The sequence below is a fragment of the Streptomyces sp. NPDC020742 genome (assembly GCF_040641675.1).
Lineage (GTDB): Bacteria > Actinomycetota > Actinomycetes > Streptomycetales > Streptomycetaceae > Streptomyces.
This window is the reverse complement of sequence record NZ_JBFAEA010000022.1, coordinates 1-17934: the sequence shown is the minus strand read 5'-3', so window position 1 is coordinate 17934 and position 17934 is coordinate 1. Positions and strand designations below refer to the sequence as shown.

The following is a 17934-nucleotide window of genomic DNA, read 5'->3' as shown; positions in this document are numbered from 1 at the left end:
TTCGAGGTATTTCGATGCGGCATACCCTGCCTATGCTCAGCTCGGGGGCCGGGGCCGGTTTCCGGACACTCCGACGGCCGGCCGCTCCCCTTGCCCGATCACCCAGGACACCCTCGGAGAACGCCTTGGCCGTGGAGAACGGGGAGCGACGCACCGGCTCCCGAGTGCTGTCCGTGCTCCCCTACGCGGTCATGGGCGTCGTCAGCGCCGTCGACCTGGTCGCGGGTCCGGAGGTCGGCTTCCTGCCCCTGGTGTCGCTGGGGCCCGCGTTCGCCGGGCTGGTGGGCGGCTGGCGGCGGACCCTGCTGGTCGGGCTGGCCGCCTTCGTCCTCTGCCTCGGCCTGGGCGTGCACAGCGGCCTCTTCGAGAGCCGGCGCGGGCTGACCGCGCTGCTGTCGGTGGCCGGGGTGACCGCGGCCGGGCTGGTCGCCGCGGTGATGCGGCAGCGTCGGGAGGCGGAGCTGGCCAGCGTCCGCTCGATCGCCGAGGTCGCCCAGCGCGTACTGCTGCGGCCGGTGCCGCGCAGCGCCGGCCCGCTGCGGATCGCGGTCTCCTACACCTCGGCGGTGGCCGAGGCCCGGATAGGCGGCGATCTGTACGAGGTGGTGACCTCGCCGGCCGGTGTGCGGATCATCGTCGGCGACGTCCAGGGCAAGGGCCTGGAGGCCGTGGAGAGCGCGGCGGTGGTGCTGGGCGCGTTCCGGGAGGCCGCGCACGACGAGCCGGACCTGCCGGCCGTCGGGCAGCGCGTCGAACGGGCCCTGAACCGCCACCTGTCCGGCGAGCGCTTCGTCACCGCGGTGCTCGCCGAGATCGGCGACGGCCCGGACGCGACGCTGCTCAACTACGGCCATCCGTCGCCGCTGGTCGTCCGCCCCGGTGGCACGGTCGCCTTCGCCGCGCCGCCCGACCGGGCGCTGCCGCTCGGCCTCACCGCCCACGGCTCCGGTGACCCGCTCCCCTACCGGGTGCCGTTCACCCCCGGCGATCAGCTCCTCTTCTACACCGACGGGGTCTCCGAGGCCCGCGATGCGGCGGGCCGGTTCTACCCCCTCGACGACCGCGCGGCCCATCTGAAGGACCCCGACCCGGAGACCGCGCTGCGGGCGGTCCGTGAGGACCTGGTCGAGCACGCCGAGGGGCCGCTGCACGACGACGCCGCGATGCTGCTGGTCCGCTACCGGGCGGACCGCTGAGGGCGCGTCACTCCGGGGACGGGCCGGCGTGGTTCCCGGCCGGCGGCGCCGCTCAGTCCGCGCGCGTCCCGGTACCGCGCCCGCCGTCGTCGCCACCGTCGTCGCCACCGCGTCCCTGACCGCCGTTGCCGTGGACATCGCCGTCGTCGCCACGGCCGTCGTTGCCGTCGTCGCCGTCACCGGCACCGCGGGCGTCGCCGCTACCGCGCCCGTCGTCCTCGCCACCGGCGCCGCCGTCCGCGCGCTTCGCCGCCGCCCGGCGGGCGATCTCCTCGCGTGCCGCGGCCGTGGCGACCGACGGCCACACCCGGTCCAGCGAGGCGTTCATCGCCGCGCCGACCAGCACCGCGAAGGCGGACACCCCGATCCACAGCAGGACCGCGACCGGCGCAGCCAACGAGCCGTAGATCGTGGGCCCCTCGACCGTCGAGACCAGGTAGAGCCGCAGCAGGAAGCTGCCCAGCACCCAGATGCCCAGCGCGACCACCGCACCGGGGATGTCCTCCGGCCAGGGCGACCGGACCGGCACGGACAGGTGGTAGAGCGTGGTGAGGAAGGCGACCGACACCAGCAGCACGACCGGCCAGTACAGCGCCCGGATGATGTGCTCGCTGGCCGGCAGCCAGCCCACGACGGTGTCCGGGCCGACCACCATCAGCGGCAGGACGACGGCACCGACCACCAGCCCGCCGAGGTAGAGCGCGAACGCCAGCAGCCGGGTCTTGACGATGCCGCGCCGCCCGTCGAGCCCGTACATGATGGTGATGGTGTCGACGAAGACGTTCAGCGCGCGGGAGCCGGACCACAGGGCGATGGCGAAGCCGATGGAGATGACATCGGGCCGGCGGGCGGTGAAGACGTCGTTCAGCAGCGGGCGGGCGATCTCGTTCACGCCCCGGCCGGAGAGCACGGTGCCGGCGGCGCTGAGGATGTGCCGGCGGACGCTGTCGATGGTGTCGTGCCCGATCCACTCCTGCGTGTAGCCCAGCACACCGACGAGTCCGAGGATCAGCGGCGGTAGCGACAGCAGGCACCAGAACGCCGCCTCGGCGGCCAGCCCGGTGACCCGGTAGGTCATGCAGGAGTGGACGATGTCCTTGAGCAGCAGCCAGGACAGCCGGCGCTTGGAGACGTTGCGGTACAGCACACGGGCCCTGGTCAGACGGCCCGCCCGCTCGGTTGGTTCGTTTGCCGGCTGCACCTCCTTACCGTATCTGCCATGGCAGCCACCACCCACACGGTCACCAACCAGCCCCCGCCGCTGGTCGGCTACGACGTCTTCACCAGCGACCGGGCCCTCACCGAGGGCGTCACCCGGTATGTCGCCGACACCCACCTGGACGCGGTACGCGCGGAGCTGGTGCGCCTGGGACTGGCGGCCGGCTCGGCGCACGCCCAGCGCTGGGGCGAACAGGCCAACGCCCACCCGCCGGTCCTGCGCACCCACGACCGCTTCGGCCACCGCATCGACGAGGTGGAGTTCCACCCGGCCTGGCACCGGCTGCTGGGCCACGCCGTCACGGCGGGCCTGACCGGCGCCTGGTCGCGGCCGGACGGCCACGTCCGCCGCACCGCCGGCTTCCTGGTGTGGACCCAGGCCGAGGCGGGGCACGGCTGCCCGCTGTCGATGACCCACGCGGCGGTGCCCGCCCTGCGCCACGAGCCGGAGCTGGCCGCCGAGTGGGAGCCGCGGCTGACCTCACGGGTGTACGAGCACGAGCTGCGGCCGGTCTCCGGCAAGGCCGGTGCGCTGGTGGGCATGGCCATGACCGAGAAGCAGGGCGGCAGCGACGTACGGGCCAACACCACCCGCGCCGAACCGCTGTCCGCACCCGGCGAGTACGCGCTGACCGGGCACAAGTGGTTCTGCTCCGCCCCGATGTCGGACGCCTTCCTGGTGCTGGCCCAGGCGCCCGGAGGGCTCACCTGCTTCCTGCTGCCGCGGGTACTGCCGGACGGCACCCACAACGCCTTCCGTATCCAGCGGCTCAAGGACAAGCTCGGCAACCGCTCCAACGCCTCGGCGGAGGTCGAGTTCGACGGGCGGACCTGGGCCCGCCGGGTCGGCGAGGAGGGGCGGGGCATCGCCACGATCATCGACATGGTGGCGGCGACCCGGCTGGACTGTGTGACCGCCTCGGCCGCGGTGATGAGGCAGGCGGTGGCGCAGGCGGTGCACCACGCCGCGTACCGACAGGCGTTCGGCCGGCGGCTGATCGACCAGCCGCTGATGCGCAATGTGCTGGCCGATCTGGCACTGGAGTCGGAGGCGGCGACCACCCTCGCGCTGCGGCTGGCCGCGGCGTACGACGGCGACACCGCACAGGACCGGCACTTCCTGCGGCTGGCGGTCCCGGCGGCGAAGTACTGGGTGACCAAACGGTGCACACCGCTGGTGGCCGAGGCGCTGGAGTGCCTGGGCGGCAACGGCTACGTCGAGGAGTCGGGGATGCCGCGGCTGCTGCGGGAGGCACCGCTCAACTCGATCTGGGAGGGCGCCGGCAACATCCAGGCGCTGGATGTGCTGCGGGCCCTGCGGCGCGAACCCGAGGCGCTCAACGCCCTGCTGACCGAGATCGGGACGGCGCGCGGCGCCGACCACCGCCTGGACCGGGCGATCAAGGGGATGCTCACCGAACTGGCCGACCTGGAGGGCATCGAGGGCCGGGCCCGGCGCCTGGTGGAACGGATGGCGCTGGTGCTCCAGGGCTCGCTGCTGGTGCGGTACGCACCGCCCGAGGTCGCGGACGCGTTCTGCGCCTCCCGGCTGGGCGGCGACGCGGGTGCGGCCTTCGGGACGCTGCCGTCGACCCTGGACCTCGCGGCGGTGGTGGACCGGGCCCGTCCGCTGTCCGGGCACTGACCGGCCACCGGCCCCGCCGCGGTACGCGTTCCGTGGGCGCGGCGGCGGTCCCCCGCCGCCTCCGAGCCGTTGCCGCAGGGAGGGGCGGGGGCAGGGGGTTACCGCCGCCGCGCCGGTCGGGGAGCGGTGCCGCGCCGACACGGCACCGCTCCCGGTCTGAGGGGCCGGGCCCCGTGCGGGCGCTAGGCGGTGTCCGGCGGCTGCCCCGCGGTGCGCCCGCGCAGCGCCGCGTCCACGGCCATGATGATCTCGCCGTCGGGTGCGTCCGGCGGGAAGCCGGCCAGCACGCCGCGCGCCTCGTAGTACCGCAGCACCCGGCAGGCCTCGTCCGCGCCGGTCCAGTCGGCCCCGCACAGCACCACCACGAGGTCGGCGAGGGCCAGCGCGGGCAGCAGGCCGCCCGTCGCAACACCTCGGTCGAGCAGCCGCGGGGGACTGTCGATGACATAGCCGTCGGCGGGCGGCGGCTGACGCCCGATCAGCACGTCGACCGCGGGGAGCCGGGGGACCCCGTAGTGGCCGGCCAGCCGGGCGGCGCGCGCACTGCGCACCCCCTCGCCCACACCGATCACCACGATGCGCGGAGCAGCGGCCGCCATGGTGCACCCCTCCCCCGCACTGTGCCCGTTCGCACGCGGCGGCCGATGGCGTCCCGGCGACAACCGGCGGGTTCTCCGACGGGTGACCGGCGAACTCGCGGTGGCGAGAGGCCATCGGCCGCTCGCATCAGCGTCCCCGCTGCACACCATGGGCCACAACGGTTGCAGCGCGTTGCAGTGCGTCGCGACCGATCGGGACAATGACGCCTCCAGGACGGCCCGATGGCGGCACCATGGGCACCGGCCGGCGGACCCAACGGAGTACAGCGTGAGCGACAGACCGATCGACAGCGCCATCTGGTCGGCCCGGGACACCCGCGCGACCGCCCGCCGGCTCGCCACCGTCCACGAGGCCGCGCTCACCGGCGAGCCACCGCCGCACACCGCCCCGGACGCCCCCCGCGCGGTCATCGGTGAGTCCTGGCGGCGGGTGCTGACGTCCGGTCTGGACCCGGACGGCGAGCACACCCAACATCCGCTGTCCGTCGCCGAGTTGGAGCACCGTCGGCAGCGGTCGCAGCTGGCTGCGGTGCTGCCGGTACTCAACGAGGGGCTGCTGGCGACCGCCGACGCGGCCCAGCAGATCATGGTCGTCACCGATGCCGAGGGCCGGGTGCTGTGGCGGGAGGGCAGCGCTCCGGTCCGGCGGATGGCCGACCGGCTCGGCTTCGACAAGGGCGCCGACTGGACGGAGGGCGCCGTCGGCACCAACGCCATCGGCACCGCGCTGGTGGCCCGCCGCCCGGTACTGGTGCACTCCGCCGAGCACTTCGTCCGCAGCCACCACCAGTGGACCTGCGCCGCGGCACCGCTGCACGACCCTCGGGACGGCCGGCTGCTGGGCACCGTGGACATCAGTGGCCCGGCCCCCACCTTCCACCCCACCACCCTCGCCCTGGTGTCCGCGGTCGCCCGGCTCGCCGAGGGGGAGCTGCGCGGCCGCCACCACCGTTCCCTGGAGCGGCTGCGGTCCAGCGCGGCGCCGATGCTGGCGCGGCTCGGTGGGCGGGCCCTGGCCGTCGACCCGAACGGCTGGGTGGCGGGCGTGACGGGGCTGACGCCGCCGGACCGGGTGGCGCTGCCCAAGGCGCCCGAGGCCGGGCCGCTGTGGCTGCCGCGCTACGGCAGGTGCGCCCTGGAGCCACTGCCCGGCGGCTGGCTGGTCCGGGTCGGGGGGCCGGAGCCGGAGGCCGGACCGAACCGGGTGCTCCTGGACGTCAGCGGGCGGGACGGCTCGACGGTCACGGTCAGCGGCCCGGCCGGCAGCTGGTCGCACGAGCTGACCCCGCGCCATGCCGAGCTGCTGTTCGTCCTCGCCGCGCATCCGCAGGGGCGGAGCGCCGCCGAGCTGGCCGAGGACCTGTTCGGCGACGGCAGCCGTACGGTCACGGTGCGGGCCGAACTCTCCCGGCTGCGCCGGCACCTCGGGAGCGTACTGGCGCACCGGCCCTACCGCTTCGCCGACGGGGTGGAGGTGGAGCTCCGGCTGCCGCCGGTGTCCGGCCACCTGCTGCCGCAGTCGCTGGCCCCGGCGGTGGCGGCGGCGCGCCAGGGGTGAGCGGGGCGGGCGGCTCCGGTAGGCGGCTCCGGTGGGCGACGGCTTGCCCGGGTTCGGGCCACCATCGCAGGGGCCCCGCGCTGCTGTCCCAGTAGGCGGGACGGTGTTCCGTGATGTGGGTGCGGCGCCCGTCACCCGTTCGACGCCGTCCCGTCGCTGCCGCCCCGGCCCGGGCCTAGCGTGCCGACCGGGACCGTGCCCCTGGGGCGCGGCCCCTCTGGAGGTGAGCGATGAGTCCGACCGGCCCGCCGGAAGCACCGGAGGCCGCGGAGGCGCCGGAGGCGGCCCCGTCGGCACCGGCTGCCGCCCGCCGGCCCCGGTGGGGCGTGCTGGCCCTGGTCGGGCTCGCCGGGTTCGGCATGCTGCGGCACGGACTGTCCGGCGCCGCGGACGGCCCGCCACAGCCCGGCGCCGCCACCGCCCTGTTCCCCGGTGACGCCCCGCCCGACGGCCCGGCTCCGCCGCCGCTGCCCCGTTCCGCCCCCGCCCTGGTGGCGATCCCCTCCCTCGCGGTGGCCGCCCCGGTGGTGCCGCTCGGCCTGGACCGGGACGGCTGGATCGAGCCCCCGCCGTCGGGGGACCCGAACCTGGCGGGTTGGTACCGGGGCGCACCGTCCCCGGGCGAGCGCGGCACCGCGGTCCTGGTCGGGCACGTCGACAACCTCAGCGGCCCCGCGGTCTTCTACGCGCTGGGCGCCCTGGAGAAGGGCCGGACGATCCGGGTCACCCGGGAGGACGGGCGGACCGCGGTCTTCGAGGTCTACGGCGTCCGGGTCTTCGACAAGCGGCACTTCCCCGCCCGCACGATCTACGCCGACACCGGACGCCCCGAGCTGCGCGTGCTGACCTGCGGCGGCAGCTACGCCGCGGGGTCGGGCTACACGGGCAATGTGGTGGTCTTCGCGAGGATGACGGGCGGGCCGGAGGCGGCGGGCTGAGCGCCGTAGCGCCGCGCCGCACACCGCCCCGCTGCCCCTGTCCACGGACCGCCGCCCGCTCACGACGGGCGGTGTGATGTGCTGGCCCCATGAGCATCCCGGTCACCACCTGGTACCTCCAGCAGACCTCGCCCGCCGACCTGTCCCCCGCGCAGGAACCGCCGGCCACACAGGACGTCCGGATCGTCCGGTCTGGGATGCCTTCGCCGGAGTTCAGCCGCTTCCTCTACACCTCGGTCGGCGGGGACATCGCCTGGACCGACCGACTGGACTGGCCGTACGCCCGGTGGGCGGAGCACCTGGGGCGGCCCGGCGTGGAGACCTGGGTGGCCTATGAGCGCGGCACGCCTGCCGGGTTCGTCGAGCTGAACCCGGCCGCGGACGGCTCCGTGGAGATCGTCTACTTCGGGCTGCTGCCGGACTTCCGCGGGCGCCGGATCGGCGGGCACCTGCTGTCGTACGGGACCGAGCGGGCCTGGGACCTGGCCGAACGTCATCCGGGGCAGCCGCCGACGAAGCGGGTCTGGCTGCACACCTGCGACCTGGACGGCCCGCACGCCCTGGACAACTACCGGCGGCGCGGCTTCCAGCTCTACGACACCACCGTGACCGAGGAGCCCGAGGCGCCCGCTCCCGGACCGTGGCCGGGGGCGGGTCCGGTCACCGCCGTGACCTCCGGTACGCCCGGCACCCCCACCGGGGAGTGACCGAGACCACATTGTCTCGCCATGCGGGACATTGGTGTCCGCATTCTGGATGACGGTGGACTGCCCGGAGAGCGGCGTGCCAGGCTTCCGTCATGTCTCGAGCTGGAATTGCCTTGGTGAGTCGGCGGCACGTCGACCTCGGCCGCATGTCCAGTGCCATTTGTCGGGCGGGCTGAGGCCGTACCTCTCCGGGGCCACCCGTCCCGGACAGCGCCCAGCACCACCGCACGCCCCGCCGTCCCCATCGTCGCGGACGCGCCAGGACCCCACGACCCGCAGTTTTTGACCGACGCGTTGCCACGCGCCGCCCTTCGGCGTGCCTGCGCAGGTCACCGTGGGTATCCGGCGCCGGTCCCGACTCCCTTGAGCCCGCCCAGAAGGACGTATTTCCATGGCCGCCACCCCGGAACTCCCCCAGCCTTCGACCGGGGGTGCCCCCACCGCAGCAGCAGCCGCCACCCGCCGCAAGGCCGGACGCCACCGCGGCGAGGGCCAGTGGGCCGTTGGCCACTTCACCCCGCTCAACGGCAATGAGCAGTTCAAGAAGGACGACGACGGTCTCAATGTGCGGACACGCATTGAGACGATCTACTCCAAGGCCGGCTTCGACTCCATCGACCCCAACGACCTGCGCGGGCGGATGCGTTGGTGGGGCCTGTACACCCAGCGCAAGCCCGGGATCGACGGCGGCAAGACCGCGATCCTGGAGCCGGAGGAGCTGGACGACAAGCACTTCATGCTGCGGGTGCGCATCGACGGCGGCCGACTGACCGTCGCCCAACTGCGCGCCATCGGCGAGGTCTCCGAGCAGTACGCCCGCGGCACCGCGGACATCACCGACCGGCAGAACATCCAGCTGCACTGGATCCGGATCGAGGACGTCCCTGCCATCTGGGAGAAGCTGGAGTCCGTCGGGCTGTCCACGACCGAGGCGTGCGGCGACTGCCCGCGCGTGATCATCGGCTCACCGGTCGCCGGGATCGCCGCCGACGAGATCATCGACGGCACGCCGGCGGTGGACGAGATCCACCAGCGCTACATCGGCAGCAAGGAGTTCTCCAACCTGCCGCGGAAGTTCAAGACCGCGATTTCGGGATCCCCGGTCCAGGATGTGGTCCACGAGATCAACGACGTGGCCTTCGTCGGGGTGGTCCACCCCGAGCACGGCCCCGGCTTCGACCTCTGGGTCGGCGGCGGGCTGTCCACCAACCCCAAGCTCGCCCAGCGCCTGGGCACCTGGGTCCCGCTCGACGAGGTCGCGGACGTCTGGGCCGGGGTCGTCGGGATCTTCCGCGACTACGGCTACCGCCGGCTGCGCACCCGCGCCCGGCTGAAGTTCCTGATGGCCGACTGGGGCCCGGAGAAGTTCCGCCAGGTGCTGGAGGACGAGTACCTCAAGCGCAAGCTGGTCGACGGCCCCGCGCCCGAGCAGCCGGCGTCCACCTGGCGCGACCACATCGGCGTGCACCAGCAGCAGGACGGCCGCTTCTACGTCGGCTTCGCCCCGCGCGTCGGCCGGGTCGACGGCGCCACCCTCACCAAGATCGCCGAACTGACCGCCGAGCACGGCTCCGACCGGCTGCGCACCACCGTCGAGCAGAAGATGATCGTCCTCGATGTGGCGCCGGACCGGGTCGACTCCCTGGTGGCCGGGCTGGAGGCGCTGGACTTCCAGGTCAAGCCGTCGCCGTTCCGGCGCGGCACGATGGCCTGCACCGGCATCGAGTTCTGCAAGCTCGCCATCGTCGAGACCAAGGGCCGCGGGGCGTCCCTGATCGACGAACTGGAGCGGCGGATGCCGGACTTCACCGAGCCGATCACCATCAACCTCAACGGCTGCCCGAACGCCTGCGCCCGTATCCAGGTCGCGGACATCGGACTCAAGGGGCAGCTGGTCCTGGACGGGCAGGGCAACCAGGTCGAGGGCTACCAGGTGCACCTGGGCGGGGCGCTCGGCCTGGACCCCGGCTTCGGCCGCAAGGTCCGCGGACTGAAGGTCACCGCCGACGAACTCCCCGACTACATCGAGCGGGTGCTGCGCAACTTCCAGGCGCAGCGCCACCAGACCGAGCGGTTCGCCAGCTGGGCGGCCCGGGCGGAAGAGGGTGCGCTGAAATGAGCGAGCCCCGGCGCGCGGCGCGGGCTGGACTGAGGAGCCGCGCAGTGACGGACGAACGAGCCGTGTCGAGGGAAGCCGACGCATCCGAGCGAGCCGAGGCCGAGCGGGGGACATCGTGAGCGAACGTGCCGCGCCGTTCTTCTGCCCGTACTGCGGGGACGAGGACCTGCGGCCCTCCGAGGAGGGTCACGTCCGCGGCGAGGGCGCAGCCTGGGAGTGCCGGTCCTGCAGCCGCGCCTTCCGGCTGAAGTTCCTGGGCCTGCTGGCCCCGGGAGCCGCCGGCGCCCCCGCTTCCCCGCCCGCTTCCGACGGAGGTGCCCCGTGACCACCGCCACCGACCTCCAGCGGCTCGCCGAGCAGGCGGGCCGCGACCTGGAGGACGCGCCCGCCCTGGAGATCCTCACCTGGGCCGCGCAGACCTTCGGACCGCGCTTCTGCGTCACCTCCTCGATGGAGGACGCGGTCGTCGCGCACCTGGCCTCGCGGGCCTTCCCCGGGGTGGACGTGGTCTTCCTGGACACCGGCTACCACTTCCCCGAGACCCTCGGGACCCGGGACGCGGTGGCCGCGGTGCTGGACGTCAACGTCATCACCCTGACGCCACGTCAGACGGTGGCCGAGCAGGACGCCGAGTACGGCCCCCGGCTGCACGACCGCGACCCCGACCGGTGCTGCGCCCTGCGCAAGGTCGCGCCGCTCGAAGAGGGCCTGGCCGGGTACGACGCCTGGGCGACCGGGCTGCGCCGGGACGAGTCGCCGACCCGGGCGAACACCCCGGTCGTCGGCTGGGACGCCAGGCGGCAGAAGGTGAAGGTCTCCCCCATCGCCCGCTGGACCCAGGCCGATGTGGACGCCTACGTCACCGAGCACGGCGTGCTGACCAACCCGCTGCTGATGGACGGCTACGCCTCCGTCGGCTGTGCGCCCTGCACCCGCCGGGTGCTCCAGGGCGAGGACGCCAGGGCCGGCCGCTGGGCCGGGAGCAACAAGACCGAGTGCGGGCTGCACGGATGACAGAGCATCAGGAGATATCCATGACGGGCGCCACGATCTGGCTGACCGGTCTGCCGAGCGCGGGCAAGACGACCCTCGCCCACGAGCTGGCCGGGACGCTGCGCGGCGAGGGCCACCGGGTCGAGGTGCTCGACGGCGACGAGATCCGGGAGTTCCTCTCCGCGGGCCTCGGCTTCACCCGCGAGGACCGGCACACCAACGTCCAGCGCATCGGCTTCGTCGCCGAGTTGCTGGCCAGCAACGGCGTCAAGGCGCTGGTCCCGGTGATCGCGCCGTACGCGGACAGCCGCGAGGCGGTGCGCAAGCGGCACCAGACGGAGGGCACCCCGTACCTGGAGGTGCATGTGGCCACCCCGGTCGAGGTGTGCTCCGAGCGGGATGTGAAGGGGCTGTACGCCAAGCAGGCGGCCGGTGAGATCTCCGGCCTGACCGGGGTGGACGACCCGTACGAGGCGCCCGAGACGCCCGATCTGCGGATCGCGTCGCACACCCAGACCGTGCAGGAGTCCGCAGCCGCACTGCATGCGCTGCTCGTCGAAAGGGGACTGGCGTGACCACGGCCGCTTCCATCACCGAGACCGGTCCGGGGCACCAGGGCGACTCCCCGTCCGCGCTGTCCCACCTGGACTCCCTGGAGTCCGAGGCGGTGCACATCTTCCGCGAGGTGGCGGGCGAGTTCGAGCGGCCGGTGATCCTGTTCTCCGGCGGCAAGGACTCCATCGTCATGCTGCACCTGGCGCTGAAGGCGTTCGCGCCGGCCCCGGTGCCCTTCTCGCTGCTGCACGTCGACACCGGGCACAACTTCCCCGAGGTGCTCGACTACCGCGACCGCACCGTCGAGCGGCACGGCCTGCGGCTGCACGTCGCCTCCGTCCAGGACTTCATCGACCGCGGTGAGCTGCGCGAGCGCCCGGACGGCACCCGCAACCCGCTACAGACCGTCCCGCTGCTGGACGCCATCGAGAAGAACCGTTTCGACGCGGTCTTCGGCGGCGGCCGCCGGGACGAGGAGAAGGCGCGCGCCAAGGAGCGGGTCTTCTCGCTGCGCGACGAGTTCGGCGGCTGGGACCCGCGCCGGCAGCGCCCGGAGCTGTGGCAGCTCTACAACGGCCGGCACTCGCCCGGTGAGCACGTCCGGGTCTTCCCGCTGTCCAACTGGACCGAGCTGGACGTGTGGCAGTACATCGCCCGCGAGAAGATCGAACTGCCCGCCATCTACTACGCCCACGAGCGCGAGGTGTTCGCCCGCAACGGCATGTGGTTGGCGCCCGGCGAGTGGGGCGGCCCCAAGGACGGCGAGAGCCTGGAGCGGCGGCAGGTGCGCTACCGCACCGTCGGCGACATGTCCTGCACCGGTGCCGTCGACTCCGACGCGGACACCATCGAGGCCGTGATCACCGAGATCGCCGCGTCCCGGCTCACCGAGCGGGGCGCGACGCGGGCCGACGACAAGCTGTCCGAGGCCGCCATGGAGGACCGCAAGCGCGAGGGGTACTTCTAACCATGAGCACCACCCATCCTGTTGAGGGCGTCGTCGACGCCGGCCCGACCTCGCTGCTGCGCTTCGCCACCGCCGGCTCCGTCGACGACGGCAAGTCCACGCTGGTCGGCCGGCTGCTGCACGACTCCAAGTCGGTGCTCGCCGACCAGCTGGAGGCCGTCGAGCGGGCTTCCCTGGGCCGCGGGCAGGAGGCGCCGGACCTGGCGCTGCTGACCGACGGGCTGCGCGCGGAACGCGAGCAGGGCATCACCATCGACGTCGCCTACCGCTACTTCGCCACCCCGCGGCGCCGCTTCATCCTGGCGGACACCCCCGGGCACGTGCAGTACACCCGCAACATGGTCACCGGTGCCTCCACCGCCGAGCTGGCCGTGGTGCTGGTCGACGCCCGCAACGGGGTGGTCGAGCAGACCCGCCGGCACGCCGCGGTCGCCGCCCTGTTGCGCGTCCCGCACGTGGTGCTGGCGGTCAACAAGATGGACCTGGTGGACTACCAGGAGCCCGTCTTCGCCGCCATCGCCGAGGAGTTCACCGCCTACGCGGCCTCGCTGGGCGTCCCGGAGATCACCGCGATCCCGATCTCCGCGCTGGCCGGTGACAACGTCGTCTCCCCGTCGGCGCACATGGACTGGTACGGCGGCCCGACAGTGCTGGAGCACCTGGAGACCGTGCCGGTGGTCGCCGACCCGGCACAGGACCCGGCCCGCTTCCCGGTCCAGTACGTGATCCGTCCGCAGACCGCCGAGCACCCCGACTACCGCGGTTACGCCGGCCAGATCGCCTCCGGTGTGCTGCACGTCGGCGACGCCGTCACCGTCCTGCCGTCCGGCCGGACCAGCACCGTCGAGGGGATCGATGCACTGGGCCAGGCCGTGGACGCCGCCTGGGCGCCGCAGTCGGTGACGCTCCGGCTCACCGACGACATCGACGTCTCGCGCGGCGATCTGATCGCCGCGGCCGCCACCGCGCCGGTGCCCGTGCAGGACGTCGAGGCGACCGTCTGCCATGTGGCCGACCGTCCGCTGACCGTCGGCCAGCGGGTGCTGCTCAAGCACACCACCCGCACCGTCAAGGCGATCGTCAAGGACATCCCGTCCCGGCTGACGCTGGACGACCTCTCCCAGCACCCGGCGCCGGGTGAACTGGCCGCCAACGACATCGGACGGGTGGTGATCCGCACGGCCGAGCCGCTGGCACTGGACGCCTACGCCGACTCCCGGCGCACCGGCTCGTTCCTGCTGATCGATCCGGCCGACGGCACCACGCTGACCGCGGGGATGGCGGGCACCGCCTTCGCCGAGGCGGCCGCGCAGGCCGCACAGGCCGACGGTGCGGACGACGAGGGATGGGACTTCTGACCGTGCTCAAGGACATCTTCTCGACCTTCGCGAAGGAGGGCGGCCGCATCGGCAGCGGCGCCCTGGGCAGCGGGCAGGGCGGAGTCGGCCGATGTGTGCGCTGACCATGCCCCGCTCCGTAGCCCGCACGCCACCCTTCCGAAGATCCATCGCCCCGCCGGGCGCGCCCTAGAGGGGCGCGGCGCACCCCGGCCCTCCGAGAGGAACTCCTCCCGTGTCTGCCGTTCGACACCGCCTGCTGGCGGCCGCAGTCTCCGTCCCCGTGCTGATCGGGGCGCTGGGCGCCTGCGGTTACGGTTCCCAGGCCAAGAAGGACACCTCGGCCGAGGTCGCCCCCAAGGGCCCCAAGGTCGATGGACTCGATCAGGTCAAGATCGGGTTCTTCGGCAACACCACCCATGCCACTCCGCTGATCGGCCTCCAGAAGGGCCTGTTCCAAAAGGAGCTGGGCGGCACCGCGGTGAAGTCCTCCGTCTTCAACGCCGGGCCGCAGGAGATCGAGGCGCTCAACTCGCACGCGATCGACATCGGCTGGATCGGCCCCTCCCCCGCGATCAACGGATACGCCAAGTCGCACGGCAAGAGCCTGAAGATCATCTCCGGTTCGGCCTCCGGCGGTGTCTCGCTCGTCGTCAACCCCAAGAAGATCAAGGGGCTCAACGACCTCAAGGGCAAGACGATCGCCACCCCGCAGCTCGGCAACACCCAGGACGTGGCCCTGCTGAACTTCCTCGCCAAGAAGGGCTACAAGGTCGACCCCACCACCGGCGAGGGTGACGTCACCGTCCAGCGCACCGACAACAAGGTGACGCCGACGGCCTTCGAGCAGGGCTCCATCGACGGCGCGTGGGTGCCCGAGCCCACCGCGTCCAAGCTCGTCGCCGCCGGCGGCAAGACCGTCCTGGACGAGAAGAAGCTCTGGAAGGGCGGCAAGTTCGTCATCACGAACATGATCGTCTCCCAGTCCTTCCTCAAGGAGCACCCCAAGGCCGTCGAGGCCGTGCTGCGCGCTTCGGTGAAGACCAACGCCTGGATCCGGTCGCACCCGGCCGAGGCGAAGCAGGCGCTCAACGACAAGCTCGCCGACCCGAAGATCGCCGGCAAGGCGCTGCCGGACAAGGTGCTCGACCCGGCGTTCAAGAACGTCGACCTCACCGACGACCCGCTGGCCGCCACGCTCCAGGAGGAGGCGGACCACGCCGTCAAGGCCGGCCTGCTGCAGAAGCCCGACCTCAAGGGCATCTACGACCTCACCCTGCTCAACAAGGTGCTCAAGGCCGAGGGCAAGCCGCCGGTCGACGACGCCGGACTCGGCAGCAAGTAGACCGGCCCCGCACTCCCCCCAGGAGGTGACACCGATGACGACCACCACGCTCCCCCAGCAGCAGCCCGCCCCCGCGGACCAGGGCACCGGCACGCCGTACGCGGCTCGCATCGACCATGTCTCGAAGTCGTTCGGCCGCCCGGGCGCGCAGCAACACGTGCTCGACGACATCACCATCGATGTGGCACCCGGCGAGTTCGTCTGCCTCCTGGGGGCCTCGGGCTGCGGCAAGTCCACCCTGCTCAACCTCATCGCCGGCCTCGACGCACCGTCCGCCGGACGCATCGAGACGCCCGGTGGACGGCCGGCCCTGATGTTCCAGGAGCATGCGCTGTTCCCGTGGCTGACCGCGGGCCGCAACATCGAACTGGCGCTGCGGCTGCGCGGGGTGCCGCGGTCCGAGCGTCGCGACGAGGCCGAGCGGCTGCTCGAACTCGTCCGGCTCAAGGGCGCGCACGGCAAGCGGGTGCACGAGCTGTCTGGCGGTATGCGGCAGCGCGTCGCGATGGCCCGGGCGCTCGCCCAGGACAGCCGGCTGCTGCTGATGGACGAGCCGTTCGCCGCGCTGGACGCGATCACCCGCGATGTGCTGCACGACGAGCTGACCCGCATCTGGACCGCGCAGAACGACAGCGGCTCCGACGCCGGCGGCCTCTCCGTCCTCTTCGTCACCCACAACGTCCGGGAGGCGGTACGGCTCGCGCAGCGCGTGGTGCTGCTGTCCTCCCGTCCGGGCCGGATCGCCCGCGAGTGGCAGGTGGACATCCCCCAGCCGCGCCGCATCGAGGACGCCGCGGTCGCCGACCTTTCCATCGAGATCACCGAACAGCTCCGCGGGGAGATCCGCCGCCATGGCCAGCACTGAGACCGAGGCCGAGTCCACCGCCGCGCAGGCCGGCGGCGACTCGGCAGCCCCCGAAGCCGCCGCCAAGGACACCGCGGCCACCGACCTCGCCGGCCTGGAGGCGGGGCTCGACGCCCTGGAATCGCGGATCATCAACCGGCAGCCGTGGCTGCGCACCGTCGTGTCCAAGGCGTTCCCGCCCGTCGTCGCGATCGTGCTGGTCCTGGCGCTGTGGCAGCTCGCCTACCACTTCTCGCTCAAGCCGCACTACTTGCTGCCCAGCCCGGTGGACGTCTTCCGCTCGCTCCAGCAGAAGTGGTTGGAAGGCACCCTGCTGGGCTTTGTGTGGACCAGCGTCTCGCGGGGCGCCCTGGGTTTCCTGGCCTCGGTCGGCATCGGTACCCTCCTCGGCCTGGTCGTCGCCCGCGTCAAGGTCGTACGGGCCGCGATCGGGCCGATCCTGAGCGGGCTGCAGTCGTTGCCGTCGGTGGCCTGGGTCCCCGCGGCGATCATCTGGTTCGGGCTGAGCGACGCCACCATCTACGCGGTGGTGCTGCTGGGTGCCATCCCCTCCATCGCCAACGGCCTGGTGGCGGGCGTCGACCAGATCTCCCCGCTCTACCTGCGGGCCGGCCGCACCATCGGTGCCACGGGGCTGGCCGGGGTCCGGCACGTCCTGCTGCCGGCCGCGCTGCCCGGCTACCTCGCCGGTCTCAAGCAGGGCTGGGCGTTCTCCTGGCGCTCACTGATGGCGGCCGAACTCATCGTCAACGCGGCCGACCTGGGCACCGGGCTGGGCCAGTTGCTGGAGCAGGGCCGCGAGCTGCAGGACATGTCCTGGGTGCTGGCGGCGATCCTGCTGATCCTCATCGTCGGCATCGGCATCGATCTGCTGATCTTCGCCCCCCTCGAACGGCGGGTGCTGCGCAGCCGCGGTCTCCTGGTCAAGAGCTGAACCATGAACGCACACCCCGCACTTGTGGTCATCGCCCACGGCAGCCGCGACCCGCGGCACGCGGCGACGGTCTCCGCGCTCTGCGCGCGGGTCCGTTCGCTGCGGCCGGGGCTGCGCGTCGAGGTCGGCTACCTGGACTTCAACGCGCCCCGGGTCCCCCGGGTGCTGGAACGGCTCTCGGCCGAGGGGGTACGGCGGGTGGTGGCGCTGCCGCTGCTGCTCACCCATGCCTTCCACGCCAAGGCCGACATCCCGGCGGTGCTGAGCGAGGCGGCCGCGCGGCTGCCGCTGCTGCACATCCGCCAGGCCGAGGTGCTCGGCCCCTCCCCCCTGCTGGTCGGCGCCCTGGAGCGCCGGCTGGCCGAGTCCGGGCTGCGGCCCGGCGACCGTCGCTCGACCGGGGTCGTACTGGCCTCGGCGGGCTCCTCCGACCCGGAGGCGATCGCAGTGATCGCTGAAACCGCGCGGGAGTGGCGGCGCACCGCTGGTTGGTGTGCCGTGCGTCCTGCGTTCGCCTCCGCATCCCTGCCCCGCACGGCCGACGCCGTACGGGCCCTGCGCGCCGAGGGCGTGCACCGGGTGGCCGTCGCCCCGTACGTGATCGCGCCCGGCTTCCTCCCGGACCGGATCGCCGCCGGGGCCCGGGAGGCCCGGGCCGATGTCCTCGCCCCGGTCCTGGGCGCCGCGCCCGAGCTGGCCCGTCTGCTGCTGCACCGCTACGACGAGTCGGCGGCGGCCGGGGCCCGCGACGGACTGGCGGCACTGAGCGCGTAGCCGAACGGGCGGGCTTCCCACGTTGTCGGCTATCCCGCCGTGGCCTGGCGGCCAGGTGCCTTCCGACGTTGTCGACTTTCTCGCCGTGACGCCTGCGGCGGGCGGTGCCGCTGCGCGGGGCTGTTGGGTGCGGTGACGGGCCTGCGGGGTCTGGTGTGTGGACTGCTTCGCTTTACGTCCACAC

At 73.1% G+C, this 17934-nt stretch carries 18 protein-coding genes; 16 read left to right on the top strand and 2 right to left on the bottom strand.

The window, feature by feature from the left end:
* The first annotated feature begins 191 nt into the window (after positions 1-191).
* Entirely contained in the window at positions 192-1196 is a 1005-nt protein-coding gene (locus tag AB0G84_RS28445) for a PP2C family protein-serine/threonine phosphatase (protein WP_361326923.1), read from the top strand.
* A gap of 52 nt (positions 1197-1248) precedes the next feature.
* On the opposite strand, the gene AB0G84_RS28440 is transcribed toward AB0G84_RS28445, so the two are convergent.
* Positions 1249-2397, bottom strand: a complete 1149-nt coding sequence (locus AB0G84_RS28440; RefSeq protein WP_361326725.1) for a YihY/virulence factor BrkB family protein — start codon at positions 2395-2397, stop codon at positions 1249-1251.
* Positions 2398-2415: 18 nt separating this feature from the next.
* Here AB0G84_RS28440 and AB0G84_RS28435 point away from each other — a divergent pair, with 18 nt between their 5' ends.
* Positions 2416-4059 carry an acyl-CoA dehydrogenase family protein gene (locus tag AB0G84_RS28435; RefSeq protein ID WP_361326722.1) on the top strand — a complete coding sequence of 548 codons (1644 nt, stop codon included), beginning with the start codon at positions 2416-2418 and terminating at the stop codon, positions 4057-4059.
* A gap of 182 nt (positions 4060-4241) precedes the next feature.
* On the opposite strand, the gene AB0G84_RS28430 is transcribed toward AB0G84_RS28435, so the two are convergent.
* Positions 4242-4658, bottom strand: coding sequence for a hypothetical protein (locus AB0G84_RS28430; protein WP_361326719.1), 417 nt, complete (start codon positions 4656-4658; stop codon positions 4242-4244).
* Between the two features lie 268 nt (positions 4659-4926).
* On the opposite strand from AB0G84_RS28430, the gene AB0G84_RS28425 reads away from it, so the two are divergent.
* From AB0G84_RS28425 to AB0G84_RS28360, 14 genes are all read left to right on the top strand, one after another.
* The gene (locus AB0G84_RS28425) at positions 4927-6216 is read left to right on the top strand and encodes a GAF domain-containing protein (protein ID WP_361326716.1); all 1290 of its coding nucleotides are present in this window, start codon (positions 4927-4929) and stop codon (positions 6214-6216) included.
* Positions 6217-6575: 359 nt separating this feature from the next.
* A complete protein-coding gene (locus AB0G84_RS28420; protein WP_361326920.1) occupies positions 6576-7154 on the top strand; it encodes a class F sortase in 579 nt (192 codons plus the stop codon).
* Positions 7155-7243: 89 nt separating this feature from the next.
* Positions 7244-7861, top strand: coding sequence for a GNAT family N-acetyltransferase (locus AB0G84_RS28415; protein WP_361326713.1), 618 nt, complete (start codon positions 7244-7246; stop codon positions 7859-7861).
* 92 nt (positions 7862-7953) lie between these two features.
* The gene (locus tag AB0G84_RS28410) at positions 7954-8037 is read left to right on the top strand and encodes a putative leader peptide (RefSeq protein WP_350257049.1); all 84 of its coding nucleotides are present in this window, start codon (positions 7954-7956) and stop codon (positions 8035-8037) included.
* Between the two features lie 215 nt (positions 8038-8252).
* Positions 8253-9980, top strand: coding sequence for a nitrite/sulfite reductase (locus AB0G84_RS28405; protein ID WP_361326710.1), 1728 nt, complete (start codon positions 8253-8255; stop codon positions 9978-9980).
* Positions 9981-10095: 115 nt separating this feature from the next.
* Positions 10096-10305, top strand: a complete 210-nt coding sequence (locus AB0G84_RS28400; protein WP_361326707.1) for a hypothetical protein — start codon at positions 10096-10098, stop codon at positions 10303-10305.
* Complete coding sequence (locus AB0G84_RS28395) at positions 10302-10994, top strand: phosphoadenylyl-sulfate reductase (RefSeq protein ID WP_361326704.1); 693 nt, start codon at positions 10302-10304, stop codon at positions 10992-10994. Before AB0G84_RS28400 ends, AB0G84_RS28395 begins: the two co-directional genes overlap by 4 nt.
* A 20-nt stretch (positions 10995-11014) precedes the next feature.
* Entirely contained in the window at positions 11015-11548 is a 534-nt protein-coding gene (cysC, locus tag AB0G84_RS28390) for an adenylyl-sulfate kinase (RefSeq protein ID WP_361326701.1), read from the top strand.
* Positions 11545-12495, top strand: coding sequence for a sulfate adenylyltransferase subunit CysD (gene cysD, locus AB0G84_RS28385; protein ID WP_361326697.1), 951 nt, complete (start codon positions 11545-11547; stop codon positions 12493-12495). The genes cysC and cysD overlap by 4 nt, the downstream gene beginning before the upstream one ends.
* 2 nt (positions 12496-12497) lie before the next feature.
* Positions 12498-13853 (top strand): GTP-binding protein, encoded by a 1356-nt coding sequence (locus AB0G84_RS28380; protein ID WP_361326694.1) that lies wholly within the window; start codon positions 12498-12500, stop codon positions 13851-13853.
* 214 nt (positions 13854-14067) lie between these two features.
* On the top strand, positions 14068-15177 hold the full coding sequence (locus AB0G84_RS28375) for an aliphatic sulfonate ABC transporter substrate-binding protein (RefSeq protein WP_361326691.1): 1110 nt from the start codon (positions 14068-14070) through the stop codon (positions 15175-15177).
* A gap of 34 nt (positions 15178-15211) precedes the next feature.
* Positions 15212-16042: an ABC transporter ATP-binding protein gene (locus AB0G84_RS28370; protein WP_361326689.1), complete on the top strand. Its 831-nt coding sequence runs from the start codon at positions 15212-15214 to the stop codon at positions 16040-16042.
* The gene (locus AB0G84_RS28365; RefSeq protein WP_361326687.1) at positions 16029-16976 is read left to right on the top strand and encodes an ABC transporter permease; all 948 of its coding nucleotides are present in this window, start codon (positions 16029-16031) and stop codon (positions 16974-16976) included. The genes AB0G84_RS28370 and AB0G84_RS28365 overlap by 14 nt, the downstream gene beginning before the upstream one ends.
* Positions 16977-16979: 3 nt before the next feature.
* Positions 16980-17750, top strand: coding sequence for a sirohydrochlorin chelatase (locus AB0G84_RS28360; protein ID WP_361326684.1), 771 nt, complete (start codon positions 16980-16982; stop codon positions 17748-17750).
* Positions 17751-17934 lie beyond the last annotated feature (184 nt).